Consider the following 24,713-nt stretch of genomic DNA (forward strand, 5'->3'; position numbering starts at 1 on the left):
TGGGTAGCTGCCCGACAGCACGCCGCCGGCGCCGCCAGTCGGGGTGCGGGAGTCACTGAGCCGCGAGTCACCGTCGCGCACCACGTCTGCAATGTCGGCAGGCTGTACGGCAGAGTCGGCCAGGGCGCCCTGTACTGCCGTTGCGGCACCGATATCGCCCGGCAAAGCAGGGATAAACGGCTTGCCCGAAAGGTCGCCATACGCCCCAGAGGTGGCCACAGTTGCCAGGCTTGCGGCATCCGCCGGCGTATACGCAAGCGCAGTGGTTACATCGGAGCCGGTCAACGATACGACGCCAGTGCGCCCGTTGAAGCTGCTAACGCCACCGGTACCTGGCGCGCCACGCAGGCCTGCCATGATCACCGCGCGAGGCTGCCCCTGGCGAATGGCGATAACCCGGCTCATGCAGTCACCTCGTCGGTCACTTCCACGTCACTGATTGCTGTCAGGGCGTAGACTTCACCGCCAGGCGCGATCGCCTCCACGTCGTACTTGCCACGCTTCCATTCCAGCGCCGCAGCAGTGGCTGCATCCATCTTGAGCACGAAGGTGCTGCGCGCCAGGTCGACCTCGATCTCTCCATCCGGATCCTCGGCCGGGTCGCTGTGCCAGGTGAACAGCACCTCACCGCCGACGCGATCGCGCACCTGGGCGCGGCAGTGCCAGCCCGTCAGATCCATTGGCTTGTTCAGCACCAGCAGGCCGGAACCGCTGAACGCCTTCCAGCAGTGCGCGTTCAGAGCGTTGAGCTCGATGGTGTCGACGTCCACCAGCTTGGCGATCTGACTTTCGTCGTCAGGCGTATTGAGCTCGGCCGGCGACTTCACGCAAGTGACCTGCACCGGCCAGCCGTCCGGCACGCCGTGCCCCTCTACCGTCAACCGCACAGGCGCCTTGCTCGGCATGCCGGTGATTGGCAGATACAGCAGCTCGTCCTCGGCGTACAGAAAGCCGAACTCGAACGTCTTGCCGCGCTGGATGGTGATGGGGATTTCAGGCGCCGACATGCCAGTCTCCTTACTCGCCGCTCAGGCGTTCCTTGAGGGCGTAGCCCATCAGCGGCCACAGTTTGTCGATTGCGTTCTGGCGTGCAATCTTGCGGCCGATCTCAGCGTCGAAGTTCTCCGGGCTGGCACAGGCCGACTCACCGGTTACGGTGAAACCGTTGCGCAGCACCAGTACGCAGAAGGTCAGCAGGCCAAGTGCCTGGCTTTCATCGGCGCCAGGCGTGACTCCATGCGGATGCACGTCGCCGCCATTGCGGTAGGCGCCAAGCACGCCGTCCGCGGCAGTGAAATAGCGCTCACTGGCAATGTTCGCGTCGATATCGGCCGGCGTGACGCGCGGTGCGGCCAGACCCTTGGCTTGGATTTCCTGCTCGATGGCATCGCAGCCGACTTTGACCAGTTGATCGAACGCCTGAGTAGCAAGGCCAAGCGCACTCTCGGCTAGCTCAGTCTTAGCCGCCTGCCCCTTCTGATACGGCATCCATTGCGCGTAGAAACTGCCGACAATCACGTCGCAGCCTTCCTGCGCCAGGGGCACACTGCACACGCTGAACTGGTCACCGTTCTGGTCCCAGACGGTGAGGTTGACCATGGTGTCGCTGTGGACGTAGGCGATAACCGCCGCCAGCGGCTGCGCCGGATTACCAAAAGCCATTTTGCGGCTGGCCATATAGTCGGCGGTGGGAACGAAGTGCAGCACGCGGCCGACGGTGGGAGTGATACGGGTCATTGTGGTGCTCCGATGATCTTGCACTGCCTGTGCAGGGATACGAGCTGCTCCTGCAGCTTCAGGATTTGGTCGCGCTGGACTTCGAGGCCGGCAACGAGGGCTGGATAAGCTCGTCGAGCAGCGGCTGTAAGTTCTGGGGTTCCTGCATCAGGCTCGCCGGCAGCGGCGGTGGCTCCGTCCACTCGCACTGCGGGGCAGGTGGCAGCGACTCGCAGCCCGCAAGTACCGTCAGCGAGGCAGCGATGCAGAGAATCGGCACGGTCTTCAGCACGTTGTTTCCCCTTCAAGAAGGCGTCTTCGCGCGCGGTCTGGTCGTTGGCCAGTTCGCGCTGCAGGCGGTTGGTGTTGCGTAGCGACTGGACCGACGCAGCGTGTTGCTTGGCCAGAGTCACGGCGTTGTCACGCTCGAGCGCCACGGTGTCGAGACGCAGATATAGCAGCGCCAGGGCAATAGCCAGACCGGCGCAGGCGACAACCAGGGCGCGGATCACTGGACGCTCCAGCACTTGGCGTGACGCTCAAGCTGGCGAGTCCATACGCCCCAACAGCGCTGGTTGGGCTTGCCGTTCACCAGTGTCGAGCAGTCGTAACCAGCAGCCCGGCGCCACTTCAACAGCGCGTCACAGGCCTTCGGGTATTCGCCGGCCAGCAGATGGCGGCGCATCGAGGACGATCGCCAGTTTCCTATGCCGTACTGCCCGATGAAGTCGAGGTAGAGGTCGTATTCCTCCTGAAACAGCTTCACGCCAGGCAGCGAGGCCTGGAATCGGCGCTCTTCCTCGCTATGCAGCGCCCTGGCCAACTGCTCGGCGCGCTCGCGGGTGATGGGAGGATCTGCGAGGGTGACGCGCGTACCGTCCTCGTAGCGTGTCGAGCCGTGGCCGATGGTCGGCACGTCGCCTTTGGTGGGGATGTGCGGCGCAAGCAGCTCGACGCCGTTCTGCTGCACCACCGGGCTATCGCCTTCGCTGGCAATCCAGCCGGCGAACCCTGCAGCGCTCAGCACCAGGGAGGTGACCAGAACGCGAACCCGGCTCATTGCGAACGACCTTCGATGCTGCAGCGCTCGCGAAGCGCCTCGATCTTGGCCTGGCTCTCGGCCTGCTCGCGCTTATCGCGCCTGTGCTGGAAGTAGAAATTAACGGCCAGGCCGAGCAGCGCAATCAGCACACCAGACAGCCCGATCCAGTTGATCTGAGCCAGCCAGCCAAAGGCACCTGCAATGGCGCCACCGAGCATGCTCTTGTTTGTTACCGAAACAGCCACCGTGTCCACGGTGCTTTCGCTGATTTGAAGTGCCATGCTAGCTCCCGTGCTGGCTGGTCTGCGTTAACGGGATGCTATGAAGCGGAACGGACAGTGGCGAACCCTACAGGGGGTCAGACCCAGGCTTTGTTGTGGTGCTCAACATCCTGGCGGGTGATGCGGCGCAGGTCGCTGTCGGGGCGCTCGCCGAAATAGGCGGTGAATGCAGCCAGAGCGGCATCGGCGCGGCCGAGGTCCAGCGTCTCGCTGTCGGGCACACTGAAGGCGCGATGCAGCGCCCAGTGCACGAGATGCCGGTGATGGGCCGGGTTGATCTCTGGCTTCGACGACTTGTCGGCGGTGAGGCCGCGGACTGGGAGGCGGTAGCCCTCCAGTTTCAGCGTGGCACCGAGCCGCGGCGTCGGTACCAGGCGAATGCTGGTGTCGCTCTGGATGGCAAAGCGCGGAGTATCGGTACGGTCGCGCCAGCCTGGCAGGTTGTCATCCAGCCATTCGCGCGAAACGAGTTTCACCGGGCATCGATCGGTTGAACCTGCCTCAAGCAGACCCAGGTGATCGATCTCGTACAGCGCCTGGCTCAGCGGGTAAACGGATTCACCAGCAGCGATATCGATCTCGAAGCTCGCATCATGCAGCAGGCGCCCGCGAATGCAGGCCTCCTGCTCTGCCTCAATGAGCCAACGCGCAACGTCAGACTGATCGAACAGGAACGGCTGTACCGTGTCCTGTGCGGTGACTCTGAAATCCTTGCTCAGCTCGTCGAGAGTCATGGATCACACCACCCCGAACTGGTCGATCATACCGGTGACCACCTGGCGCAGTTCGGCGACAGACTTGCGCTTGTCGAGGCTCTGCTTGTAGTTGGTCATGGCGTACTCGGCCAGCGAGTCCTTGGTCATGATGTTGATCTGCTGCTTCAGGTCGAGAATGCGGTTTTCTTTGTCGCGAGCCTCGTCCTCGAGCTTCTTGGCTTCAGCCAACTGGCGAGTAGTGTCGTCGTCTTCATCCTTGTCCTCGACCTTGTCCGGCTGTGCAGGCGCATCGGCGACGGCCTTGGCGCTGCCTTCCTCGAACATGTCGGGGTGACGCAGGAACTTGCGGGCGATATCGGCCGGCATGGCGCGTTCCTGGCCTTGGGTGAAGCTCAGGCCGGTGCCATACAGGTGATCGCTGTAGGTCGGCTTGCGGCCGATGTAGACAACCACGATCTTGCCCGGGCCAGCCGGAGCGCTCGGTGCTGCCTGACCTGCGGGGACCTTGGCCAGCGCAGCAGCAACGGCAACGGCAGCCGCTTCATCAGCGTCCGGCAGATCCTTCAGCGCATGCACGGCGGCATGCAGGATGGTGGCTTTCACACGATGCTCTACAGGCAACTCAGCAAACGGCAACAGCAACGGGTGGGTTTTCGGCGTCGTATCGATCGCCTCACCATGCACCCAACCGTCAGCCTGCTTGGCTTCGACCCACTTCTGGTGCTCCAGCTCAGGAGTCAGGTCTGGATTCTCGAAGTACGCAGTGACGCCAGCAATGACCCCCTGCTGATAGCCCTCGCCGGCATCTTCCCAGGCGACAGCGGTATCGCCAAACACCTGGCTGATCGACGCAAGAAGCGCGTGAGCAGCACCAGCAATTACGATGACTTTCATGTTCGTGTCCTACCTTGCGGAAAAAGAAAGGGGCCGAAGCCCCTCCCAAGCTGCGTATCAGCGGGCGCCTTGCAGCTCGCCGATCACCAGCACCTCGATCTTGCTGGCCTTGGCGTTGTCAGCGACAGCCGTGGTCAGGATCAGGCGTGCCGGCTTGGCCAGCGTCTTCAGGGCTTTACCCGCGTTGGCACGCAGGCGCGCAGCAGTTGCCAGGGCGAAGCCGGTACCGAAGTACGCGGCATCCTGCGGCACGGCAGCGTCATCCACACCATCCTCGTAGGCGAAGCCCAGCGAGCCGGTGATGGTGGCGGTCATGCCGGTGCTGATCAGGATCGATGCATCGTCCAGGCGCATGCCTTCCGGCAGCGGGCCCAGGTCGACCACATCGCCAGTGGCGATCGCTGCAGTCGAATCAGCGTTCAGGGCGGCACCGTTGGCACCGGTTTCCAGGGCGAACTTCAGGGTGGTGGTGTTGCCGTAGGCACCGGCCGCACCGCCGAACTGGCGGTTGCCGTACTGCTTCAGGGTTACTTTGGCCATGATGGGCTCTCCTTCAATGGGGTTCAGTAAAGGCGGGCCGGTGTTACCCGGCCCAGCCCATCACTTGCGAGCGCCGATAATCGGCACGGCGGTGTCGATCGCGGTGGCACCGTAGTCAGTGAACTCGACGCCGTTGCCCGTCTCGATCGCAAAGCGGATCTTGCTAACGCCACGAATGGCACCCAGCAGCAGTTCCACCTTGTCGCCATGGTCGAGATCCTTCTCGCTCCAGAAGAACGGGATCTTCGACTTCTCGCTGGCAGCCATCGCCTCGGCAACGGCCTGGCCACCCAGCAGAATGGCGCGGTCGATGGCGAAGTTAGTGCCGAAGCTCGAAGGCACGATGCAGGCGCTTTCGGTTTCGCTGTTGCTGGCCGCGCAGTAGCGGATGGTGTCTCCGGCGTAGAAACGGATCGGCTTCGGCATCTTCACGATCAGCACGCCATTCCACAGACCGACCTCGCCCAGGAACAGCGGGTGGCCTTTGGCTTGCTGGGCACGCGCCATTGCACTGGCCTGCAACTGGCGGAAGTTGGGATCGGCTGCGAACAGGTTATACTGAGCAGCGGACACCAGCATCACGCGCAGCGGCGAGTCGTTGGCAGCGGCGTCACCCTCGAAGATCACCGGGGGCGGCGGCAGTGCCACCTGATCGAGATAGGTACGCACACCGTCCACGGTGTCCATCTTGAACAGGTCGGTGGTAGTCAGGTCGACCTCACCAGCGTTCACAGTGAACGGCTTAATGCCGTTGCCGCCGTCGGCGATGAAGTGGCGGTTCTTGGTCGGCGCTTTCACGCGGTTGACCATGATGTCGGCGAACTTCGGATGCTGCTCGGTAGGCACAGCCCACTCGATGTTGTCATGGAAGCCACGGGCACCAGCCATGTGCACCAGCAGGCTCTGGTCGACATAGGCATCCATCTTCGCCTGCGCGACAGGGCGACCCAAGCGACGGAAGTCGGCCGGGCTGCGGATAGTGGTCATGGTGTCGCCGAGGTCGATCGGGAAGCGCGCCTGGTTTACGCGCAGCTTGTCCTCGGACAGCTTCATGCCCACACCGCGACCTTCGGCGTACTCGCTACCCATGATCGGGTAGCCGCCTACTGGGTTCAGCAGGTGGAAGGTAACTTCATCGCCGCGGCTCTTACCCAGATCCTGGCAGCGCACGATCGGCATGTGTTGGGTGGTCTGCTTGCGCAGGGTAGCCTCGGCACCAGCGGTACCTTTCGGCATCTTGCCGGTGAGGCGGTTCATGGTGGTATTGCGCTGGGTGTGGGTAGCGAACAGGCCGACGGCCTGCTCGACCATCGCCTGCGGGTCGCCGTAGCGCATATGAGTCTTGTCGGTCACGGTGAATCTCCTTGATCACGGGACACGGAGCGTCAGACGCTCCGGTTCAGAAATGCCTCGATCTGTTCCGGGCTCTTGTCCATCAAGGACTCGGCCAGATCTACAGCGCCTAAGTTCGCCAGGGCTTCGTGGCCAGTGGCCGGGCCTGCTCGACCGCCCGGAATGTCCGAGAGGCTTACAGGTACCGCCGGCTTTGCCGCTTCCACGGCTTGCTTGGCTGCTGCCTGAACGCCTGCACTTGCGGGCGCCGCGGCTGCTGCCTGAGTTTTCCCAGTGGCTTCCTTGTACGTGTCGATGAACTCGATAACTTCGGCCGCAGTGCCCTTCTCCATCACCGAGCGATAAGCGCTGCGGGCGAAACCGGGCTGCGACTCGATCCACGCATCCAGCTCCGCGCTCTCGATAATCGAATCGAGGTCAGGGTGCTTGGCGTAGATCGCCTGCGCGTGAGCTTCCTGCTCAGTCATCTGCTGCTTCTGCTGCAGGGGGGCCACTTGCTGCTTCACCAGATCTGCCAGCAGTGCCGGGGCACTCTTGGCGATCAAGGCCTGCACGCCATTGGCCAGCGCTTCCGGGGAGAAATCCCCGAAAATATCCGGGTCGATACCGGCATCCATGGCTGCCTCAGCGGCTGCCAGGTTCTTGTCGGCGTCGGTCGGCGCAATCCCTGCATCCGCCCGTTGTTGCGCTTGATTCCTGAGCGCTTCCAGCTCCTGCTGGGCGCCCTGCAACTTCTGCAATAGCTCCTGCTCGCGGGCTTCCGCTGCCTGCCGTCCTTCTCGCGCTTCCTGCAGGCGCTGATACGGAATGGTGTGGACGTTGTCCTTCGCCATGATCACGGACTTGGCCGGATCTTCCGCCTCAACGCTTGCCGCGTTGTCATCGGTGTTCGATACGTCGTCAGTTGCCTGTGCGCCGTCAGTGGCTTGCTCGGCTTCCGCAGCAGCAGCGGCGGGCGTATCGCTGCCAGTTTCCGGGGTCGGTTCCCCGGTATCGCCCATATCCGCCAGCTCAAGAAGCTGGGCGGCCTGCTCTGCCGTCATCTCACCGTTCGGTGCGTGTTGCTGGATAAACTCGTTCGGATTCATGCCTGTCCCGCCACATATCGCCGTGGCCGCAATGGGTTCAGCAGTTACGAGGCGTCGCCGCCTCGCGCATCGCCAGGTCGCACCTGGCTTGCGAACGAGTGTCGCGAGGGGATCGGAAAAGAAAAAACCCTACAGGGGGTCAGCTCTGTAGGGCTTTCAGGTCAGGCGAGGTTGTCGGTGGTGCTGGCAGTCTCGATTCCCTGCATTCCGGTACCGGGCTCAGCGGGTACCGGCGGGAAGGCCGGGCTGGTGTTCTCGCGCACCGTAGGCATAGCATCAGGCCCGCCAGGCTGCACATACGGCGTCTTGATGTTCATCGCCGCAGTAGCATCGGCCTGCGGGAAGTTTGGATCGTCGCCCTGCTGCTGTTCGTAGCCGGCGCCCTTCATGATCTCGTCTGCCACCGGGGCGATCATCGGCATCTGCGCGACCTGGGCAGCCGCTTGCATAGCCGAGTACGCGGCCTGCACGCCGATCTGCACCGACTCGCGACGGATCTTCTCGATCTCGGCGTCTGTCTTGCCCTCCTTCATCGCCAGTTCGCGCATCTTCAGTTCTACGCCTGACTTGGCCAGGGCCTCGTCCACCGCCTGCTTGATGCGCTGCTCGACCTGCTCCGGCGATTCCTGCTCGCCAGCGGCGCGAATTGCCTCGACCACATCGCGCTTGAACGGCACATCCATGAGGCTGACCAAGAACGGGAGCACAGCGGCCTGGTACTGCGGCGGCAGGCTTTTGACGGCCTCGGAAAGCGCGGCCAACTGCTGCGCGCGATAGCTGTTGGTGCTCGGCACATCCTCCAGAGCTACTTTCAGGCGAGTCCGCTGCAAGTCGTTCGACAGATAGGTGTAGCCGGCCGGGTCCTGCTCCGGCTTGTTGATCACCACGGTACGATCCTCTCGCACCGCATCGCCCTCGATGATGATCGTCTGCTGCTTCGCGCCGAGATCCTTGATGATCATCGACAGGAGCATTTCGCCAACCAGCGTCCGGCCGGCGCGGAAGTTGTCCATCATCACGCCCAGCGCCTGGTTGCTCTGCTCGATCTGCATCGCCTCCTGCCGGCCACTGGTGGCAGTACCTTCCTTGCCCATGAAGCCAGTAGTCACCGCCGAGACGCGCTGAATCGCTGAGCGGTTGTCCTGCAGCATCTGGAATTGCTGCTGGTTAAGCTGGAAGTCACGGTGCACTTGAAACCTGGCACCCGGCTGATTCATGTGCTTTGGATCAAGAATTATATCGGCATCGACACGCGCCACCTGCTGGCGAAACTGGGCATCGCTCATATCCACGGCGCCCTTGGTGCGCTCGGTGCGTACGGAGGCCATACCCCAGCGCAGTTTGCTGATACCGCTGTTCAGGCTGTCCTGCGGGTAGATCATGTCGCGCACGTAACCGAATGGCACTCTGGTACCGTCCTCACGGAAGCCCCAGAACGGAGCATAGGGGTAATGCCGGTGGGTGTACGGGGTCGGTCCATCGTGCAAGCGGTGCGGGCCAAGCCAATAGCTACGACGCACGCGAGCCACTACGGCACGACTGTAGGTCGACATGCCGCTGGCAAGAGCCACCTGATGCGCCATGTTGCTCTCGTCGTACTCGACCACACGACCATCGGGCGCGGTGATGACGCCAACCTCAACCCAGCGCCGGTACCAGACTTCGGCCAGGCAGATCTCCTTCGAGGTCGGGTTGTACCAGCGTTCCTCTTGCACGGTCCATGCGCGCGCCTCGGCCCAGGCATTGTGCAAACCAGTCGAATCGCCGCCGTCATTTGCAGCGCTTGGCGTGTCCATCCACCACTTGGCACCATGCTTGCCGATCGCCAGGATCAGTTCCTTGTGCTCGGGGAACACGCGAGCGATACGGTCAGGCAGCAGCCAGCGCTGACGACGCAACCAGCGCGCATCGCTCAAGTCCTTCTCGATCGCGGCAAAATCCCAGTGGATTTCGTTACGGTGCACCACGCTGCAACGGTAGGGGTACTTGAAAGGGTCGCTCTCGCGCTTCACCTCAACCCATCCAAGGCCGACCGCAATCTGCGGCTGGAATGCATCGCTGCAGGCGTCGTCGGCCTTCGCATGCCGCTCAGCCTGGTTGAGCTTGTAGTTCAGCGCATCGGCCACGTCCTGGCCGCCCACTTCGCCATCCGGCGTCACGCGCCAATCAGTACGAGTTGCGCTCTCATAGCCACGGATCGACAGCAGTGCCGGGCCGATCAGGTTCTCGACTGCCGGCGGAATACCCAGCGCCCGCTGCCTGGCCAGCAGCTCGCCATCGAGTTGGTTGCCGTCCGCGTAGTCCATTTCCTTGTCGGCGGTGCCGCGCCACTTCGGCTGTTCCTCAATCTCATGCATGATCTCGGTGTACTCGTCGAGCGTCAGCGCGAGTTCGTCTTTCGCCTCTTCGGCCTGCTCGGGGTGCTTGAGTGCGGTAGCGTCCATCTGGTGGTTCCTCACGTGCGCCAGTCAGGTGCTGGGGCTTCTGTGTACGACTGCTGGCCCTGGTGACCGAGCATGTCCAGTTCTTTGGCCTGCGCCCACTGACGGAAGGCGTCTGCGCCCTCGCTGCAGCCGTTGGCCTTGTTCGGAGCGTTGTCGAGAAAGCGGTTTTCGGAGCGGCTGAACTTCTTGCGGTAGTTGTCCAGGCGATTGATGCCGTCGGCACACGCCACTTCGTCGATGAAGCAGCCCTTCATGTGCTTGCGGGTCTGCTGGATGCCGGTGATCAACTCGGTGATGCGCGGCACGATGACGAAGGTGTGTCCGGGCAGCAGATCCTCGAGCATTTCCAGCACGCTGCGGTTGTAATCGCCCAGGCGCTTGTGCGCGGCGTCATGCGGCAGGTAGTGGGTGCCGTACAGATATCCGCGGTCCTTCAGCTCCTGCGCGTAGTGGCGCAGATCCTTGCCGTGCTCTTCGTAGTAGTCGACGAATCGATCCTCGCCACGCAGTTCCTGCTGGAACCACACAGCGCAGCCGTCGCTGTTGCCGATATCCCAGAAGGTGTTCACCGGCACGTCGAGCACTGGCACGCGAGTGATGCCGCCGCGCTTGCGCATGGCCTGCATGTCCTCGGCGTAGTAGTTGCCTTCGGTACTGATCTGGAAGGCTTCATCGGGCGTGCCAGGATATTCCTGCCACATCCGCTCTTCCTTGCCGGCGAAGTCGGCCTGCTTCGTGGCCACGTACCAGGCGCGCTGGTCCGGGTCGATCTTGCAGTCCATCAGCGCTTCGATCTTGTCGAAGTAGGCGTGCTGGCCGCGGTCGACCGGTACCGTCTGCATCGGCAGGCGATAGTTGGGTTCCTGCCACCAGGCGTAGAAGTGGAAGCGGTAATCTTTCGGCGTGAGCGGCTTCTTGTCCCGGTAGTTCTTCTGGGCGATCTGCACCATGTTGAAGAACTCGCCTTCGCGCCCTTCTGCCGTGCTCTCGATCACCAGCACGCCATTGGTTGGCACGGCCGGTATCGAACCGGTGACCACTTCCTGCGCCTTGTCCGGGTACTTGGCGCAGATCTTCCCGAACTCGGATACGTGCAGGCGATGGATCGTGCCGGAGCGCATCGAGGTCGCCACACGCACAGAACTGTTGTTGTGCGCGAAAAGCAGCTCGACCGCGCTATCCCTGGCCAGCGGAAAGCGCTCACGGATCTCGTCAGGCAGGTTCTCGTAGGCGAACTTCACCTTATCGCGGAATATCGTCTCGGCCGCCTCGCGATCCTGGGCGATGATGCCGCAGCGCTGGTTGGCGTTGAACAGCGCGTGATCCAGCCACAGGATGGCGATCAGCGTCGTGAAGCCGAGCTGGCGAGCCTTCAGGATCAGGTTGCGGTGCCACAGCCGCTTCAGGAACCGCTTCTGCGCCCGGTTCGGCTTGAACGGCATCACGAACGACTCGCCTTCCTCGACGATGTTGCCCAGCTCGTCGACCTTGTCGTCGCCCTTGATCATGATTTTGTAGAGCGCGCCGCTGAACAGTCGCCACTCAGGGTCAGCCAGGCAGCGTGCCAGTTCCTCTGCATTGGTCGGCAGAGGCTGCAGCGGCGTGTCGTGCGTCACGCGCATGGCCATGGATCAGTCCTCGCCATGCTCTGGGTCGTGCGCCACCGGCTTGAACCCGTTCGAATTGCCGCTGGCGATCGAGTGCAACAGGCTGGCCAGCGGGTCGACGCGCTGCTGGTTGTCCTTCTCGTACAAGCCCAGGTGCTTGAACAGCTTCTCCATGGCCGCATCTTTCGAGTGCGTCATGATCTCGATGCCGAACTTCGTCTGCTTCACGCCGGCATACAGCGATGCAGCACCAGGCGACAGCTTGCGGGTGTCCTTCAGCACCACGCGCGGGTAGCCGTGACCACCGCATTCCGGGCAGCCAGGGAACGGCTCGCGGTTCGGATCGAAGCCAACGCCGCCGTCTTCTGGGAAATCCTCGGGATCCTCGCCCTCGTCCACCCACAGTTTGTACGCATAGTCGCGTTCGATCTGGGTGCGCTGGCGCATGTGCCCTTCGCCGTAGCAATGCCGGCAGCACACAACCACCAACTCGGTCAGCTCGCGAGCATCGGCAGTGACCTGATTCCACGCCTCGCGCAGCACACGATCAGCAGTGATCTCGGTGCGCTGCTGCTGTTTCAGCCGCGCTTCAGCAATTGCCGCCTGGATATTAGGTTTCGTTAGGTTCTCGCATCCAACGACTGCAGCCGTCTTCTCGCTGTATCCAGCACGTATCGCAGCCTGCTTGGCGTTCAGGTCGACCAGATACTCTTCAACGAATCGAACCTGCAGCGCAGTCAACGCTACCTCGGCGTTATGCACCTTCACGGTATTGCGCACACGCGCAGTCGAGCCGGCAGCCTTCTTCTTGGCTACCGGCTTCTTCACTGGCTTCTTGGGTGCGGGCTTGGCGCCCTTCTCTTTCGTGGTCATGCCCGGAGTCTTTCCGGGCGGGGGATAGGGTGTCGAACCCTACAGGGGGTGCTGTCTACGGCCTATCCAGCGTTTTTTGGCCAGGCGTTGCGCCTGTACTGCCATCTAGATATCACTGAGCTACCATGCCGAGCTTCTAGGGAAACCAGATACAAGGTTCATCATGGAATACATCACATCGGCACTAAACACGGTCTCGTCATTCTTCGGATCGCTCGACTACTCAATCCTTACGGGACTGATGGACCTGAACGATGCCAGAAACATCATGGCCATCATTGGCGGTGTATTCGTCATCAAGACAGCTATCAGCAAATGGGGGCATGCAGCAGTCTGTAGGGCGAAAATCTCGCACCGGCTCAATCGCGCCACAGGTGTAACCGACATTTCAATCGCAAACCTCAAAGACAAGCCGCTGATCGTTTACCAGATCATCGCAAGATTCGCTAAGTCGAAATCCTTCATCACGCTCAAAGAGTTCAGCCCGCCGCTAGTGGTGGATGGGCTAAAGGCCACCTCGGTAGTCATCGACGATTTTTCTTCCCTCAACTCGTCTCTTAATCCTTTTTCCGACCTATCGGACAGGATGGATATCCTGCTTTTGACGAATGACGCCATCTTCAAAGCAAAACGCGCAAAGGCTCCCGAGCAATTCATTGCCAAAGCAACGCGAGGCCACACAGAAATAACGAAATCGACCAAGATGCTGAACGGCAAAGTGTATACGGATGATGCGGCATACGCTCTCAGCTATGAACATGAAGGAAAGCTTTGTATCAGTTTCCTGCTCAAGCACGGGTTTATCGTGGATGACTGGCCTTTTCACATCAACGCAATTCCACGAGAGTCCATGCAGAGCAAGGAATCGCTCGAAGAAGCTTTGTCAGCGCTTTCCGAAGAGATCCGCACCCCCATACATGCCCACAAGCTTGGTAGCTGAATCACTAATCATCCAAAGACAAGAAAGCCCGCACTCGGCGGGCTTTCTCTGCATCGGTGGGTCAGGCGCTCGATCGTGCCCAGTGCAGCACCTGGTCATTCGTGCGATTGAACACCATGCCGGCACTGGCGATGCGCATGTCACTGCGTAATGCGGGGCTTCGCTTGCTCTCCAGGCTGCGAGGCTGCATCACCTCGGCCAGATTGCGCTTGGCCTCGGCCGCAATGTGCTGGTCAGCGTAGGCCTTGAAGGCCAGGTGGTCGGCCGGTACCGGTGCAGCGAACACCAGGCCGCTGGACAGATACAGGATCGCGATAACGCACAGCAGGACTTTCTTCATCTTCGGACGCCTCGACAGGTTGAGGTAGTTGGCAGTCCGAGTGTTTCGCTGGCATCCCTGCCAGTTCAAACCTTACAGGGGGTCGTTCGGCGTGAAGGTCACATCGAACTCGCCCATCAGCGGCACCGCCTGACCGGCAGCCTGCCCATTGCCATACTGCAAATGCCGGCGCTCGGTGCGCTCTTCCGCGCGATCATCACCAGGGAAGTGCTTGGCGTTCATGTGCATGTGGTTGCAGATGATGCCGGCCATCGAGCCAAGGGCAGCAGGATCTGCATCGGGTACCAGGCAGGCAGTGCTCAGACTGCCGCCATCGATCTCGACTGAGAACAAGGCGACCGGATCATCACCCTGCTCGGATGACTGCAGCGCGTAGTGGACGACCATGGGGGTCATCTTCGCCTGCTGCTGGGTGTCAATTTCTTGGATTGGATTGCTCACAGTGATTGCCTCCAGGGCATGTTCGTGAAATCTGAGCGGGCGATTTGCGCCCCTTCCCACCTAAAACCGACCGTCACACAAGCGTCACAGCCAAAGCGTCACATGTGACGCCTAAGTGACGCCTTTCTGCGCCGCCTCCAGTTTGCGCTCTCGCCAACGTGCAGTCCGCTTAGCGCCTGGGCTGCGCTGCTTTCCTTGAGCCGCTACAGGCATGCCTTGCAGTTGCTCATGCGTCACACCAGGCGTCACATGTGTGACGCCTCCAAGCGTCACAACTCCATCCAATGTGACGCCCTGTAATTCCCCTCCAGCCGCCTTTCCGATAGTCCTTTCGACCCGATTAAGGCGCCCCTGTATCTCCCCGTTGAGCAACGCGGCTTGATGCCCGACTTCGATAGTGGCGGCCTGCATCATTACCCCTGCCTGGATCTTGGCGAGCATGCGATCCTCGGCCGGCGTGAGGATCAGCACCTGATCGCCGATCTCCAGATTCACCGTTCCATCCGGCAGCAGCGTCTTGCTCATGGGGCGAGCAGGTGGATGCTGTTCTGCTGGAACGAACACTCCCCTGCCGACCCTGACAATCAACATTTCTTCAATGAGCGCCTTCAGCCGGTCGTCGATGATCGACAGCTTCAGGCCGGTCAACTCATGCAGCGTTTCACGGGTAACGATCTGCTCCTGCTGGTGCAGGTCGCGCAGTGCGTCGAGTACGACCTGTGTCGATGATTTCTTCGCTGTCATCGCTCGCTCTCCCCTGTGTCGCGGATAAGCCCCTGCTCACGCAGGATTCGCCATTGCTCGGCCAGCCAGGCCTGGAATACTGGGTCTTTCACTTGTCGCCGCCCTTCCACTCCAGCGCCCTGGCGTTATCCAGCGCTGACTTCACGCTGCAGGCTGCATCGTGCTGGTCGACATTGACGCAGTTGTCCTCGTCCTCGATCTCGTCGCGCATGTAGCCCTGCAGGTACACGCCAGTGGCGTCACGCAGAGTGCGAAGGGCTTCGAGTTCGGCGTATAGGCCGGCAGGGATGCGGCTCACCTGGGCGGCCAGCCTGGCGCAGGGATACGGATCGTCCCTGCTGTTGCGCTCAACACGAACAAACAGGTGCGCATTCCACGACACCGATATCTGCTGCCAACGTCGAAGCGCAGCAGGCCGAGCGCCGGCGCCGGAGAACATTTCGTTCGGGCGATCAGCGTCGTCGAATACGATGATGTGCGGGGTTTCCTCTGGTACCGCCTCCTGCCGCACTTCCGGCGCCGTGGTGGCGGCCAGCGCCTCGTCGACGATCAAGCAGACCTCTGCAGCAGATGAAGCCTTGGCGCACGAATGCAGCGCGGCACGCAGGCGCTCGATCTCTGCCAGAGCCGGAATGCCGTGCAACTGACTGTGGAACTTGTCCAGTTGCCGCTGAACTATCCCCATTTCCTCACGGTACTGACCGCAGGCTTGCGCCTGACTACGCAGGCAGTCGATGCTTTCTCGGATCTTGAGCAGTAGGCCATCGCCGAAAGTCTGTATGCCCAGTTGGCGTGCGATATCGCGGATGGGATCGCGCTCTTTGTTTGCTTCGGTCACTTCCAATTCTCCACTGGGGTGCGCTCTGCGCTGTTTGCCCACTCGCTGCCGAAGACTTCCATCGACTCGAAGCACGGCGGTTCGGATTTGCTCTTGAAGCCGGCCAGCCAGTAGTAACCACTGTGCTGGGTGGCGCCGCAGTGGTCGCACTGCATCCAGGCGCCGTAACCTGGGGCGCTCTGGCGCCGGTATAGGTGCTGCCTAGTATTCATGGTCGTATTCGCTCCAGCATGGCGAGCACAGCGGGCGCTGCTGGTGCTTGATGGCGTCGAAACTGTCCTTCTTCACCCAGCGCGACTTCTTCACGAACACACCGCAATCCCGGCAGCGCGTGTGGTAGTCGGCAGCCTTACGCGATGCAAAACCGGCTTCAAAACGTGCTTCTTCAGCCAGCCAGGCCGCTTGCCTTTCGGCATCGGTTCGACCGTCCGGCCCACGTTCCTCGGTCAGCGTCATAGATGGGCCTCCTGTTGCTTCTTCAGGTCGCGCAGCAGCGCCTTGTAATGGGCGGTGATCTGCTTGAGTTCGTCGATGGTGTATTTGCGTGGTCGGTGATCAGCTTCCAGCTCTTCAACTGCCTCCAGGCCGATGCGTTCGATCAAGCCCAGGCGAAAACCCTCGGCGACCGTATGCCCCTTGCGGGCGTGCATGTAGGAGCCCGAATTGCAGCTCTTGCACTGCAGCCAGATGTTCTGCTCGAGCAGACGCAGCTCCGGGCGCGCGCCCTTGCCGAGGAAATGCCCAGCGTCGAAAGCGCCGCCCGTTTTCCAGCCCTGGTCCGCAATGATTTCCTCCTGAGACTTTCCGCAACTCATGCAGCCGCTGCCGATGCTTATCTCGAAGGTTCGGCGGTAATCTCGAACCGATTTTTCAGCTTCTTGCACGTAGCTGCCGTAGCTGCGCAGGCTTTCCTTGCGCACCTTGATCTCGCGCCGCTCCCGCTGCTCGATGGCCATGCGCGCCTTCTTCTGGTTGGCAGGCTGATCAGCGATCGCAAGGCCGCACTGCCAGCAGCAGACCTTCTGGCCAATCTTGGGCGTGAATTTCACGTCACAGGCTGGGTTGGCGCACTTGCGCTGGCGTGGTGCGCGCTCGGCAATGCCGCTGGCCTTGGCCTTCAGTGGCGTCTTGCGCTTCAGCTCTGTTCGCCGCAGGGTCATTGGTACACGCTCCCCGGCTGGCCTGGCGCATTGCTTCCGGTGCACTTCAGAGCGTGATCGCTTGCATGCGGGCAGCGCTTATTGCCGCAGATCGGGCAGAGGATCATCTTGGTGCTCGAAAGTGGCATCCAGCCGAAAGCACTCCGGCTACCCAGCTTCTTTTCACGAATGCAGCGGTGGCACTCGCAGTTCCAGAGCTCGGTCATGCTGGTACCTCGCTGGACTTCTCGCGCTCAGGGGCGAAGTCGCCGCGCAGCGGGATCAGGTAGCGCTCGGCGACTATGGCGCGCATGTCGCCCCGCTCTACCGCCCACATGGGGGCGAGAAGACGATAGGTGACGCCGTACAAGGTGAACTCTTCGCCCCGATCACCACGGGCAATCAGTTCAACCTGGCCGCCAGCGTCAATGAATGGATCGCTGCCGATAAGCGTCGGGGTACGGCGAGTGACAATGGCGATATCGCCCGGGTTGAACTGGCTCATTGCTCACGCTCCCCAGGCATCAGGTCGGTCATGCGCTCTATGCCCTCTTCCGTCATGTCCGGCCAATAGACGGCAATCAGGTGCTGGCAGATGCCGCGCCAAAATTCCTTGAAGCGCTCTTCGGTCATGTAGTCGAAGGCGATCGACTCGGGGACCAGGCGCGTCACCCGGCCCAGGTCGGGAATGTCGAACGCCTCATAGGTGCAGCACACGCCGGCATCGAGCTGCAGTTTCTTGATGGTGGTGTGGGCGTCGAGGCCCTGGAACTTGTCGATCTGCTCAGCGACCACCCGACCGAGGCCGTGAACTAGCTTGTGAAACTTGTAATTACGCGGCTGTTTGATCTCGCAGCGCACCTGATCGTTGATGCGATACTCGCGCTCTTTGCACAGGTATCGGTCGATGCTGCCGTAGGCCACCAGGGCCTTTAGCACCTCACCGGTTTCCTGATCGACTACAGCACGCCAGCGCATATAGATCGGACGCTGGGCACGCGCCTGGCGCTTCTTCTTGGCCTCTGGTGTATCGGCCTTGGGTGTTGTGGCTGTCGCTGCCTTACCCATGGCGCACCCCCTGCTGATCTGTGTTCAGAGCAGGCTGGTCCCACCCATAGGCGCGGTTGAAGCACAGGGCGCACATGCGCAGGTACTGGGCGCCAACGGCGCTCACCGGCTCGACTTCACCGCGGATATCGAAGAAGCGATCGCCGATCTTGGTGATGACGTGATCGCTGTCGTACCAGGGTTCGGCATCGGGGAATGCCTGCTTCAGCAGCAGATAGACCCTGAAACAGCCTCCATTCAGGCCGTACCGGGCCATATCCGGGTGCACGTCGCGCAGGGCGGCAAGGAATGCGAGGACGTCAGCCATTGGCCACCTCCAGCGAGGCAGCTATGGCGGCATCTATATTGGCGTCCAGACCATCTGCCGTTAGCGGCGACAGCATCGGCAAATACCAAACAAGGCTGTGTTTTCGGTTGCGCACAAAGCTGGAACGCATCCACAGATACCGCTCAGAGTTCGCACGCAACCGGCCGTTCTCTTCCAGCAGCGAAAGGATCTCCTGCGGCTCGGTCAGGCGCCGGTACTCTTCGATCTGCGCCGGCAGCAAGGCGGCCTGTTCGTCGGTGAAGTCTTCGCCGTGCGCGTCACGGAGCATGATCAGGGCAAGTTCGTGCAGGCGCTTTTGCTGTTCTGCGTTCACTGCACCACCTCCTGCTGCACCAGGGCAATGATGCTTTCCACGCCCTTGGCGAAGCTGGCAGGCTTGCTCTGCATGCACTGACGTAAACGGTCGGCAAGTTGCGAGCGGCCATCCTGCAGTTCGAGCAGCAGCCGGCCATCGCGGACGATATCGAGCGCGTGCTTTCGGCCTTCGAGGTAGCCAATGCGGTCGAAGTGGCCTTTCTGGGGGATTGGCAGATGGGTGAGCATGTTCACTTGGCACCAGCCTTGCCGATCTCAGCAGCAGCTCGGACGCTTGCCATGCGACGAGCCTTATCCCGATCGCCGCTGTGCTTGCTGAATGCCTCAAAACACGCGATACCATCGACGCGCTCGCTAAGCACACCAAACTCGGTAACGTCGATGCTGAGCCTGCACGCCACTTCAAGTCGCGCGCATTGCCCGTCGTCAGTCAGCGGAGTCCACGCGGATGCACCGTCAATGCTCGGCACATACCCCAACCCGCCATTAAGCCAACGCAGCCGGTATCCAGCACCGCGCGCGGCCTGTTCCGTCAGTTCAGTCACATTCATCACCGCACACCTCCCCGGCCGATCACGGCCAAAATCACGAAATCAGCCATTGATCACACAGCCCCCTTTGACGAGAAGGACACGGCGGCCAAGCTCAAGGCGCAGCGGTTCGCGTCCGGTTATGCTCCAGCCCTCGGCCAGCAGTTCTTCGATGCGCACGCGGCAGGCGTGCCAGCGGCGGCGTTCAAGGTTGTTCATGGTTGTCACCTCGACGGATACGGAGCTTGGCCAGCAACTGCTGACGGGCCTGTTCTCCGGTGAGTTTGTCCAAGCCCTGCACGCGCATGACGCGCTGGGCGAACTGTTCGCTATGGCGTTCAGCCTGAGCTGGAGTCAGCTCGCGGCCTTCGCTCTGGTCTTCGATGCCTTGGCGCGGCTGCTCCAGCGGCAGGCCTAGCGAGGCACGGCGGCGAAGCTGGTAGTACGCATGATCGAAGCGCTTGCGCAGCGTCTCTTCGGGAATGCTGCTGCAGCGCAGGTTGAACCAGCCGACGGCATCGCCAGCCAGGCGCACCGCCTCATGGCTCCAGTTGTGCCGGCCAGGGTTCGCGCAGTGACGCACCACCTCACGCCAGGCCGAGTCATCAGCGGGAAAGCCCAGTTCCTCGGCGCTCGGCGTGCACAGCTTCACGAACTTACCGACGCTGGGCGCGAAGTCGGTTTCGAGCGTGCGGCAGGCCTCGATGCCGTAGCGCAGCTGCTCGATGGTGAAGATTCCGGACTTCATGAAGCCCTTCACCCAGGTGCGCTTCGCACGCTTCTCGGCAGCATCGTTCGGCCAGGCCTGGCGCCATGCGGGAAAGATCGACTTCAGCTCGTCGAACAGCGTGTTCACGATCATCGCCGTCTCCGCGCTCGGCGTCCGCGCGCGGTTGTCCTGCACCTGCTCTGCAGGCAGGTTCGGCAGCGTCTTCAGCACATCGGTCGCGGTCTTCATAGCCCGTCGTCCTCGTCGATCCAGCGTGTATCGTTCGGGTCACTCTTCGCCGCGCCGCCTTGGCCGCGCCGCTCCAAATCGTCTTGCGCTCGGCGCATCCAGTTGCGCCAGGTCGACGGCCAGTCAGCCATCGCCTTACCGGTACCGGTCCAGTAGTCGCAGAACCGTTCCGTCTCGCGATCGAGGTTCACCGCCGGGGCTTTGTCCTTCGCCCAATCCAACATGTCTGCCGTCATCAGGAACGGCATCGCCAGCGGCTTCTTCGGCTTGGCCCGAGAGCCTTCCGGCTTCGCCTTCGCCGCCGGCTTCTTCGCCGGCTGTCCCTGTGACGGGTCACCAGGGGGGCTAAAGGGGGTATTACTCTTGTCTTCTCTAGTCTTATCTGGTGTGACTTCGGCGTGACTCTCGTCGCGCGTCACGTCGCTACCGTCGCGCGTCACGCTCTCGTCACGCTCATTTTGTGACGACTGTTGCGCTGCTTTTTTGCGAGCCCGATACGCTGCACTCCGCGCAGCACTAGAGCTCTGGCGCCTTCCAGCCGAGTCGCGAAGTAGCGGCTGCCGCTCGTCCCAACTGGCCAACCTGCCGCCAACGATCAACCCGCGATCAGTCAGCGCAGCGACAACAGCAGCAGTCTTTCCGTCGCCAAAACCGAGCAAAACATCGTGATCGTCACAGTCGAAACTGGTCACGTCACCGCGCGACACTCGAACCGTTTTCGTCACGCCTTCGTCACGCCCGTCACGCACAGTCACGCTCGCGTCACACTCTGGAACCGCACTCGCGCACTCAAGCAGGCATGCCCACACCGCCAGCACTTCGCCAACGGAAGCACCTGACATGCGCGCAACGCGCTGAAACTTCGGGTCAGTAACTGTCCCGTGCCACCACCGGAGCCAATCCATCGTTAACGCGACGCCTCGGCAGCTAGGAACTCGGTAACGATCTGCGTCACCGCCTGTTCGGTTGTGATGCCCTTGCTGCGCGCGTAGTGCTCAAGCCGAGTGCGCTGGGTAGCGGACATTTCGGCGAGGTAGCGCGCGCTTTCTTCAGCAATCTGCTGTGGTTGCGGCTGCCCAAACTCTTGGCTGCTCATGCTCACGCAACCTGAAAAATGTCTGGGCGTAGATCAAAGGCTGAGACTGCGCCGCCGCACGCATCGACAACCGCGCGAACCCTGTGAGCAGGAACGCCACGTGTTTTCCACTGGGTAATTGCCATGGGTGTCACGCCAACCTTTTCGGCCAGCGCCTTGGCTGACCCAACCGCCTCGATAGCGGTTTCAAGAGGTGTCTTTTTCATAAACGGATCGCCAGCTCTCTCATAAACACAAATCAACGATACGTTTATTTATGTCTTTGCACAAGCGGCGTAAACTCTTTGTTTATGGAAAAAGAACATTCAGGCATACGCCTACGCTCCCTACTCGAAGAGAGGGGGATCACGTTTGTAGACTTTGCGAGCACCCTCGGCCTGCCCGCCCCGCAGAACATCCACAACTGGTGGACTCGCGGCGTGCCGAAAGGGAAGGTGCGACAGGTCTGCGCACTCTTAAACGTCAGCCAGGAATGGCTGGAGGATGGCGTGCTGCCAGTTGAAAGCAGCTCTCCAGTTCGCCAGATAACCGCAGAAGCGGTCATGAATGGCCCGATAGAGGCCTGGGACGACGATACCCCACTGCCGGATGACGAAGTCCTAGTGCCGTTTCTCAAGGAAGTAGAACTTGCCGCAGGGAGCGGGCGCATGTCCGTTGAAGTCAACACGAAGAGAAGGCTGCGCTTTGGAAAGTACAGCCTGAAAAACCAAGGCGTCGATCCAGCAAATGCGCGCTGCGTCACCATCACCGGCAACAGCATGGAGCCTGTGCTACGCAACGGGGCGACCGTCGGCGTGGACGTTGGCAATACCCGCATCATCGATGGCGACCTATACGCCATCAACCACGGCGGTCAACTACGCGTTAAACAGGCCTACCGGCTCCCCGGTGGCGGCCTGCGCCTTCGTAGTTTCAATCGTGACGAACACCCGGACGAGGAGTACTCCCTCGCCGACATAGAGCGACATGAAATTACCGTGATCGGGCGCGTTTTCTGGGGGGCGATGTTCTTCTAGCAACCTAATGCACCATGGAAATTAGGCATATTCAGAGGTAGGCCAATGGCAGGGAATAAGATGCTGGAAGAGCGTATGCGCCTGGTAACACCGCATACGTACAACGCGCTGACGCAATTGGTTATGGCCCTTGCCGGAGCAGCAAAAAATCTTGGCAAGAAAACATGGTTTGGCCGTGACAAAGGCGTAATTGCCTACGAAAAGCTAATTGATAAGCTCCGCCACACTGTAACCGCCATGACACTAGATGGAGTGGTCAAGCCTGCGACACCTGCACCAGAACTGGTAGACAAGATCGTCGAAGGCTTGGAATTTTTCAGCCAGGCACACCCCAACTGGCAAGACGCCTACCAGTTCGCCAGCTACTTCTTCATAGAAGAACGTGACAACGCAATTGCCATCCTTGATCGCATGAGATAAGCGAGATCACCACAAGCCATGAAATGGCTTCGGTTCTTCGATGCACTCGCCAGGGGCGACAAAGGGGCGATCAGGTGGCTGCTACTGTGGATCGCTATCGTGGTCACTCTTGCCCTGGTGCTGAACCTTGGGCTTTAGCATCCAGATTGATCGGCAGGTGAAAAATGTTGCTACCCCACTGCGCCACAGGGGGTAGCAACCAAGTTGGATCGCAAGCAGGAGGCCGCCTCCGATAAGGCACACGCGTGAGCGTGTCTGCTTGTAACCAACCGTCGCGTGGCCACGCGGCGGATGGTCGGGCAATTGTTTGGGTTAACGGCAGCCCAGCGATACGGGCACCCTCTCAACTGCACCGATCCGAACCCCATCCGACCTGTCGGTTGGTGGAGCGCTCTGCCAGCGACACCATGAGGCAACAACTCATGATTACGCTGACACTGAAGGTAAGCGTGAAGCTGACGCATCAGCAGCTCATTGCCCTTGGGCGCTGGGCTGTCATCGTCACCTGCATGCTCACCTAGCAGCAAAAGCCGGGGCCGATACATGGCCCCGGCACTTTCCTGCATTCCCTCACAACTTCCCTCCCCCAAAGCCCGGCTGGGCTTTTTCGTTTCTGCCGATCAGATCGGCCGGCCTTGATCATGCCACAAATAAACAAAATAAACATTCGGTGTTGACGCACAAATAAACACGATGTTTAATTGCCTCCAAGCAAAGCCGAAAGGCCACCACACGGAGGCGACTCATGTACCTGCATCCAGAACTGATCAACAGCGCCAACCCGCTGCCGTATCCGGGCCTTCCGGAGCGTGAGGAAACCCGCAAGCGTTCGATGACTGCCATGCAGTGCCTGGTGCTCAACGAACTGCAGCAGGGTGAACCGAAGCTATGCAACGCCTTCGCCCAGTTCTGCGCTGATCGCTTCGACGAAGACACCCGCTATGCCCTGTGCGTCTCCCGCATCGTTGGCGAGAAGGCCGAGCAAAAGCAGGCCGACAAGCTGATCACCGAGCACGTCGAGAAGTGCCGCCCGCTGTTCGTGGTCGAGGAAGTCGAGCGCCGCATCATCGGCGCGAAGTACGAAGCACTGGGGCTGCCGCAATGATCCGCGCCAACAACTGGCGCCGGAACCTCGACCCGCGCGATCCCGACTACCTCGACCCGCTCACCGATGAAGAGTTGGCCGAGCAAGAGGATGACGAAACCTGGCTGGCCGAGTGCCGCGAGCAGGATGCAGAGGTGGCTTATGTCTGATTGGCAGAAGACCAAGGCTCAGCTCCTGATCTCCCAGGCCATCGGCAAGCTGGTGTTGGCCGCCGATCAACCGATCCTGATTCAGGCCATGGCCAAAGAGCACGCCGACGGCATGAACCAGTTGGCCTATGCCACTGGCCTGATCACTGATGCCGAGTTCGACGACTACCAGGCTCACATCGTCGCCATCGGCAAGCGTAACGGCCTGCTGCCGACCACGCCGAGCGATTCGGGCAACGCCCAGGCGGTGCCAAGTGTTTAAGACATTCACAGGCCGCTGTTTTGGCGAAGCCATGCGTCACGCCATTGCGGATGGCCTCACCCATCCCGACCAGATCAAACGATCCATACGCCAAGAAGGCCTCTGGTTCATTACTCGCAAGGTGCCGTCATGAGCCGTTTCACGAAAGACACCCTGCGCGCCGCCGCTGTGTGGCTCGCCATCTGGGGCGCCTGCATGGCAGCAGCCCTGATCAAGTACGGAGTACCGCCCGCATGACAACAACAGCCACAGCACAGGACAGCCTGATCCGCCTGCCCGAAGTGCTGAAGAGAACCGGCCTCTCGCGCAGCTCGGTGTACCGACTGCTCGACGCCGGCGACTTCCCGGCCAAGCGGAAGCTGATGGGCACCGGCCGCAGCTCTCCCGTCTGCTTCTCGGCAAACGAGGTGCAGGCCTGGATCGATCAACGCAAGAACCCCGCCAACGACGGCGAAGAACAGTAGGACGGC

General features: G+C 61.2%; 39 protein-coding genes. 7 read left to right on the top strand and 32 right to left on the bottom strand.

The window, feature by feature from the left end; genetic code table 11:
• The 14 genes from ACNFCJ_RS14460 to ACNFCJ_RS14525 all read right to left on the bottom strand — a co-directional run.
• Positions 1-405 (bottom strand): hypothetical protein (locus tag ACNFCJ_RS14460; protein ID WP_416772011.1); only part of this gene is annotated, 405 nt, incomplete at its 3' end.
• Positions 402-1,007 carry a hypothetical protein gene (locus ACNFCJ_RS14465; RefSeq protein WP_416772013.1) on the bottom strand — a complete coding sequence of 202 codons (606 nt, stop codon included), beginning with the start codon at positions 1,005-1,007 and terminating at the stop codon, positions 402-404. The genes ACNFCJ_RS14465 and ACNFCJ_RS14460, both read right to left, overlap by 4 nt.
• A 10-nt stretch (positions 1,008-1,017) precedes the next feature.
• Complete coding sequence (locus tag ACNFCJ_RS14470; protein ID WP_416772160.1) at positions 1,018-1,407, bottom strand: Gp49 family protein; 390 nt, start codon at positions 1,405-1,407, stop codon at positions 1,018-1,020.
• 326 nt (positions 1,408-1,733) lie between these two features.
• Positions 1,734-2,228: a lysis system i-spanin subunit Rz gene (locus ACNFCJ_RS14475; RefSeq protein ID WP_416772015.1), complete on the bottom strand. Its 495-nt coding sequence runs from the start codon at positions 2,226-2,228 to the stop codon at positions 1,734-1,736.
• Positions 2,225-2,776, bottom strand: coding sequence for a glycoside hydrolase family protein (locus ACNFCJ_RS14480; RefSeq protein ID WP_416772016.1), 552 nt, complete (start codon positions 2,774-2,776; stop codon positions 2,225-2,227). Before ACNFCJ_RS14480 ends, ACNFCJ_RS14475 begins: the two co-directional genes overlap by 4 nt.
• Complete coding sequence (locus ACNFCJ_RS14485) at positions 2,773-3,039, bottom strand: holin (protein WP_416772017.1); 267 nt, start codon at positions 3,037-3,039, stop codon at positions 2,773-2,775. Before ACNFCJ_RS14485 ends, ACNFCJ_RS14480 begins: the two co-directional genes overlap by 4 nt.
• 77 nt (positions 3,040-3,116) lie before the next feature.
• A complete protein-coding gene (locus ACNFCJ_RS14490) occupies positions 3,117-3,773 on the bottom strand; it encodes a DUF6682 family protein (RefSeq protein ID WP_416772018.1) in 657 nt (218 codons plus the stop codon).
• Between the two features lie 3 nt (positions 3,774-3,776).
• Entirely contained in the window at positions 3,777-4,649 is an 873-nt protein-coding gene (locus ACNFCJ_RS14495; protein WP_416772019.1) for a RyR domain-containing protein, read from the bottom strand.
• A gap of 57 nt (positions 4,650-4,706) precedes the next feature.
• A complete protein-coding gene (locus ACNFCJ_RS14500; RefSeq protein ID WP_416772020.1) occupies positions 4,707-5,189 on the bottom strand; it encodes a hypothetical protein in 483 nt (160 codons plus the stop codon).
• 60 nt (positions 5,190-5,249) lie between these two features.
• Complete coding sequence (locus ACNFCJ_RS14505; RefSeq protein ID WP_416772021.1) at positions 5,250-6,542, bottom strand: N4-gp56 family major capsid protein; 1,293 nt, start codon at positions 6,540-6,542, stop codon at positions 5,250-5,252.
• A gap of 32 nt (positions 6,543-6,574) precedes the next feature.
• Positions 6,575-7,630, bottom strand: coding sequence for a hypothetical protein (locus ACNFCJ_RS14510; protein WP_416772023.1), 1,056 nt, complete (start codon positions 7,628-7,630; stop codon positions 6,575-6,577).
• 161 nt (positions 7,631-7,791) lie between these two features.
• The gene (locus tag ACNFCJ_RS14515) at positions 7,792-10,074 is read right to left on the bottom strand and encodes a hypothetical protein (RefSeq protein ID WP_416772024.1); all 2,283 of its coding nucleotides are present in this window, start codon (positions 10,072-10,074) and stop codon (positions 7,792-7,794) included.
• 11 nt (positions 10,075-10,085) lie between these two features.
• Positions 10,086-11,702, bottom strand: a complete 1,617-nt coding sequence (locus tag ACNFCJ_RS14520; RefSeq protein ID WP_416772025.1) for a terminase — start codon at positions 11,700-11,702, stop codon at positions 10,086-10,088.
• Positions 11,703-11,705: 3 nt separating this feature from the next.
• Positions 11,706-12,554, bottom strand: a complete 849-nt coding sequence (locus tag ACNFCJ_RS14525) for a terminase small subunit (RefSeq protein WP_416772026.1) — start codon at positions 12,552-12,554, stop codon at positions 11,706-11,708.
• A gap of 163 nt (positions 12,555-12,717) precedes the next feature.
• Between ACNFCJ_RS14525 and ACNFCJ_RS14530 the strand changes: the two genes are divergently transcribed.
• Positions 12,718-13,494, top strand: coding sequence for a hypothetical protein (locus ACNFCJ_RS14530; protein ID WP_416772028.1), 777 nt, complete (start codon positions 12,718-12,720; stop codon positions 13,492-13,494).
• A gap of 61 nt (positions 13,495-13,555) precedes the next feature.
• Here ACNFCJ_RS14530 and ACNFCJ_RS14535 read toward each other — a convergent pair whose 3' ends face one another.
• From ACNFCJ_RS14535 to ACNFCJ_RS14620, 18 genes are all read right to left on the bottom strand, one after another.
• Positions 13,556-13,834, bottom strand: coding sequence for a hypothetical protein (locus ACNFCJ_RS14535; RefSeq protein WP_416772029.1), 279 nt, complete (start codon positions 13,832-13,834; stop codon positions 13,556-13,558).
• 72 nt (positions 13,835-13,906) lie between these two features.
• Positions 13,907-14,275 (bottom strand): hypothetical protein, encoded by a 369-nt coding sequence (locus ACNFCJ_RS14540; protein ID WP_416772031.1) that lies wholly within the window; start codon positions 14,273-14,275, stop codon positions 13,907-13,909.
• Positions 14,276-14,386: 111 nt separating this feature from the next.
• Positions 14,387-15,019, bottom strand: coding sequence for a hypothetical protein (locus ACNFCJ_RS14545; RefSeq protein ID WP_416772032.1), 633 nt, complete (start codon positions 15,017-15,019; stop codon positions 14,387-14,389).
• Between the two features lie 88 nt (positions 15,020-15,107).
• On the bottom strand, positions 15,108-15,857 hold the full coding sequence (locus tag ACNFCJ_RS14550; protein WP_416772033.1) for a hypothetical protein: 750 nt from the start codon (positions 15,855-15,857) through the stop codon (positions 15,108-15,110).
• Positions 15,854-16,069, bottom strand: a complete 216-nt coding sequence (locus ACNFCJ_RS14555; protein WP_416772034.1) for a hypothetical protein — start codon at positions 16,067-16,069, stop codon at positions 15,854-15,856. The genes ACNFCJ_RS14550 and ACNFCJ_RS14555 overlap by 4 nt, the downstream gene beginning before the upstream one ends.
• Complete coding sequence (locus tag ACNFCJ_RS14560) at positions 16,059-16,313, bottom strand: hypothetical protein (protein ID WP_416772035.1); 255 nt, start codon at positions 16,311-16,313, stop codon at positions 16,059-16,061. Before ACNFCJ_RS14560 ends, ACNFCJ_RS14555 begins: the two co-directional genes overlap by 11 nt.
• On the bottom strand, positions 16,310-17,017 hold the full coding sequence (locus ACNFCJ_RS14565) for a recombination protein NinG (RefSeq protein WP_416772037.1): 708 nt from the start codon (positions 17,015-17,017) through the stop codon (positions 16,310-16,312). The genes ACNFCJ_RS14560 and ACNFCJ_RS14565 overlap by 4 nt, the downstream gene beginning before the upstream one ends.
• Positions 17,018-17,219: 202 nt before the next feature.
• Positions 17,220-17,501 (bottom strand): hypothetical protein, encoded by a 282-nt coding sequence (locus ACNFCJ_RS14570; protein ID WP_416772038.1) that lies wholly within the window; start codon positions 17,499-17,501, stop codon positions 17,220-17,222.
• Entirely contained in the window at positions 17,498-18,064 is a 567-nt protein-coding gene (locus ACNFCJ_RS14575; protein WP_416772039.1) for a hypothetical protein, read from the bottom strand. Before ACNFCJ_RS14575 ends, ACNFCJ_RS14570 begins: the two co-directional genes overlap by 4 nt.
• A complete protein-coding gene (locus ACNFCJ_RS14580; protein WP_416772041.1) occupies positions 18,057-18,371 on the bottom strand; it encodes a hypothetical protein in 315 nt (104 codons plus the stop codon). The genes ACNFCJ_RS14575 and ACNFCJ_RS14580 overlap by 8 nt, the downstream gene beginning before the upstream one ends.
• Positions 18,364-18,705, bottom strand: coding sequence for a hypothetical protein (locus tag ACNFCJ_RS14585; protein WP_416772042.1), 342 nt, complete (start codon positions 18,703-18,705; stop codon positions 18,364-18,366). The genes ACNFCJ_RS14580 and ACNFCJ_RS14585 overlap by 8 nt, the downstream gene beginning before the upstream one ends.
• Entirely contained in the window at positions 18,702-18,935 is a 234-nt protein-coding gene (locus tag ACNFCJ_RS14590; RefSeq protein WP_416772044.1) for a hypothetical protein, read from the bottom strand. The genes ACNFCJ_RS14585 and ACNFCJ_RS14590 overlap by 4 nt, the downstream gene beginning before the upstream one ends.
• Positions 18,936-18,937: 2 nt before the next feature.
• Positions 18,938-19,258, bottom strand: a complete 321-nt coding sequence (locus ACNFCJ_RS14595; protein ID WP_349653390.1) for a hypothetical protein — start codon at positions 19,256-19,258, stop codon at positions 18,938-18,940.
• A 42-nt stretch (positions 19,259-19,300) separates the two neighbouring features.
• Positions 19,301-19,456: a hypothetical protein gene (locus ACNFCJ_RS14600; protein ID WP_185966114.1), complete on the bottom strand. Its 156-nt coding sequence runs from the start codon at positions 19,454-19,456 to the stop codon at positions 19,301-19,303.
• The gene (locus tag ACNFCJ_RS14605; protein ID WP_416772045.1) at positions 19,443-20,195 is read right to left on the bottom strand and encodes a replication protein P; all 753 of its coding nucleotides are present in this window, start codon (positions 20,193-20,195) and stop codon (positions 19,443-19,445) included. Before ACNFCJ_RS14605 ends, ACNFCJ_RS14600 begins: the two co-directional genes overlap by 14 nt.
• A complete protein-coding gene (locus tag ACNFCJ_RS14610) occupies positions 20,192-20,950 on the bottom strand; it encodes a hypothetical protein (protein WP_416772046.1) in 759 nt (252 codons plus the stop codon). Before ACNFCJ_RS14610 ends, ACNFCJ_RS14605 begins: the two co-directional genes overlap by 4 nt.
• A 152-nt stretch (positions 20,951-21,102) precedes the next feature.
• A complete protein-coding gene (locus ACNFCJ_RS14615; RefSeq protein WP_416772048.1) occupies positions 21,103-21,291 on the bottom strand; it encodes a hypothetical protein in 189 nt (62 codons plus the stop codon).
• Between the two features lie 2 nt (positions 21,292-21,293).
• Positions 21,294-21,497: a transcriptional regulator gene (locus ACNFCJ_RS14620; RefSeq protein ID WP_322979150.1), complete on the bottom strand. Its 204-nt coding sequence runs from the start codon at positions 21,495-21,497 to the stop codon at positions 21,294-21,296.
• An 84-nt stretch (positions 21,498-21,581) separates the two neighbouring features.
• Here ACNFCJ_RS14620 and ACNFCJ_RS14625 point away from each other — a divergent pair, with 84 nt between their 5' ends.
• The 6 genes from ACNFCJ_RS14625 (at position 21,582) to ACNFCJ_RS14650 (ending at position 24,707) form a co-directional block, all read left to right on the top strand.
• A complete protein-coding gene (locus ACNFCJ_RS14625; protein WP_416772049.1) occupies positions 21,582-22,307 on the top strand; it encodes a S24 family peptidase in 726 nt (241 codons plus the stop codon).
• A 45-nt stretch (positions 22,308-22,352) separates the two neighbouring features.
• Positions 22,353-22,727, top strand: coding sequence for a hypothetical protein (locus ACNFCJ_RS14630; protein ID WP_416772051.1), 375 nt, complete (start codon positions 22,353-22,355; stop codon positions 22,725-22,727).
• 745 nt (positions 22,728-23,472) lie between these two features.
• Positions 23,473-23,832, top strand: coding sequence for a hypothetical protein (locus ACNFCJ_RS14635; protein ID WP_416772052.1), 360 nt, complete (start codon positions 23,473-23,475; stop codon positions 23,830-23,832).
• Positions 23,829-23,981, top strand: coding sequence for a hypothetical protein (locus tag ACNFCJ_RS14640; protein ID WP_416772054.1), 153 nt, complete (start codon positions 23,829-23,831; stop codon positions 23,979-23,981). The genes ACNFCJ_RS14635 and ACNFCJ_RS14640 overlap by 4 nt, the downstream gene beginning before the upstream one ends.
• Positions 23,974-24,243 (top strand): hypothetical protein, encoded by a 270-nt coding sequence (locus tag ACNFCJ_RS14645; protein ID WP_416772055.1) that lies wholly within the window; start codon positions 23,974-23,976, stop codon positions 24,241-24,243. Before ACNFCJ_RS14640 ends, ACNFCJ_RS14645 begins: the two co-directional genes overlap by 8 nt.
• Positions 24,244-24,476: 233 nt before the next feature.
• The gene (locus tag ACNFCJ_RS14650) at positions 24,477-24,707 is read left to right on the top strand and encodes a helix-turn-helix transcriptional regulator (protein WP_125878804.1); all 231 of its coding nucleotides are present in this window, start codon (positions 24,477-24,479) and stop codon (positions 24,705-24,707) included.
• The last annotated feature ends 6 nt before the right edge of the window (positions 24,708-24,713 follow it).

The organism is Pseudomonas sp. NY15364 (genome assembly GCF_048068235.1).
In the GTDB taxonomy this organism is placed as follows: Bacteria; Pseudomonadota; Gammaproteobacteria; order Pseudomonadales; family Pseudomonadaceae; genus Aquipseudomonas; species Aquipseudomonas mendocina_D.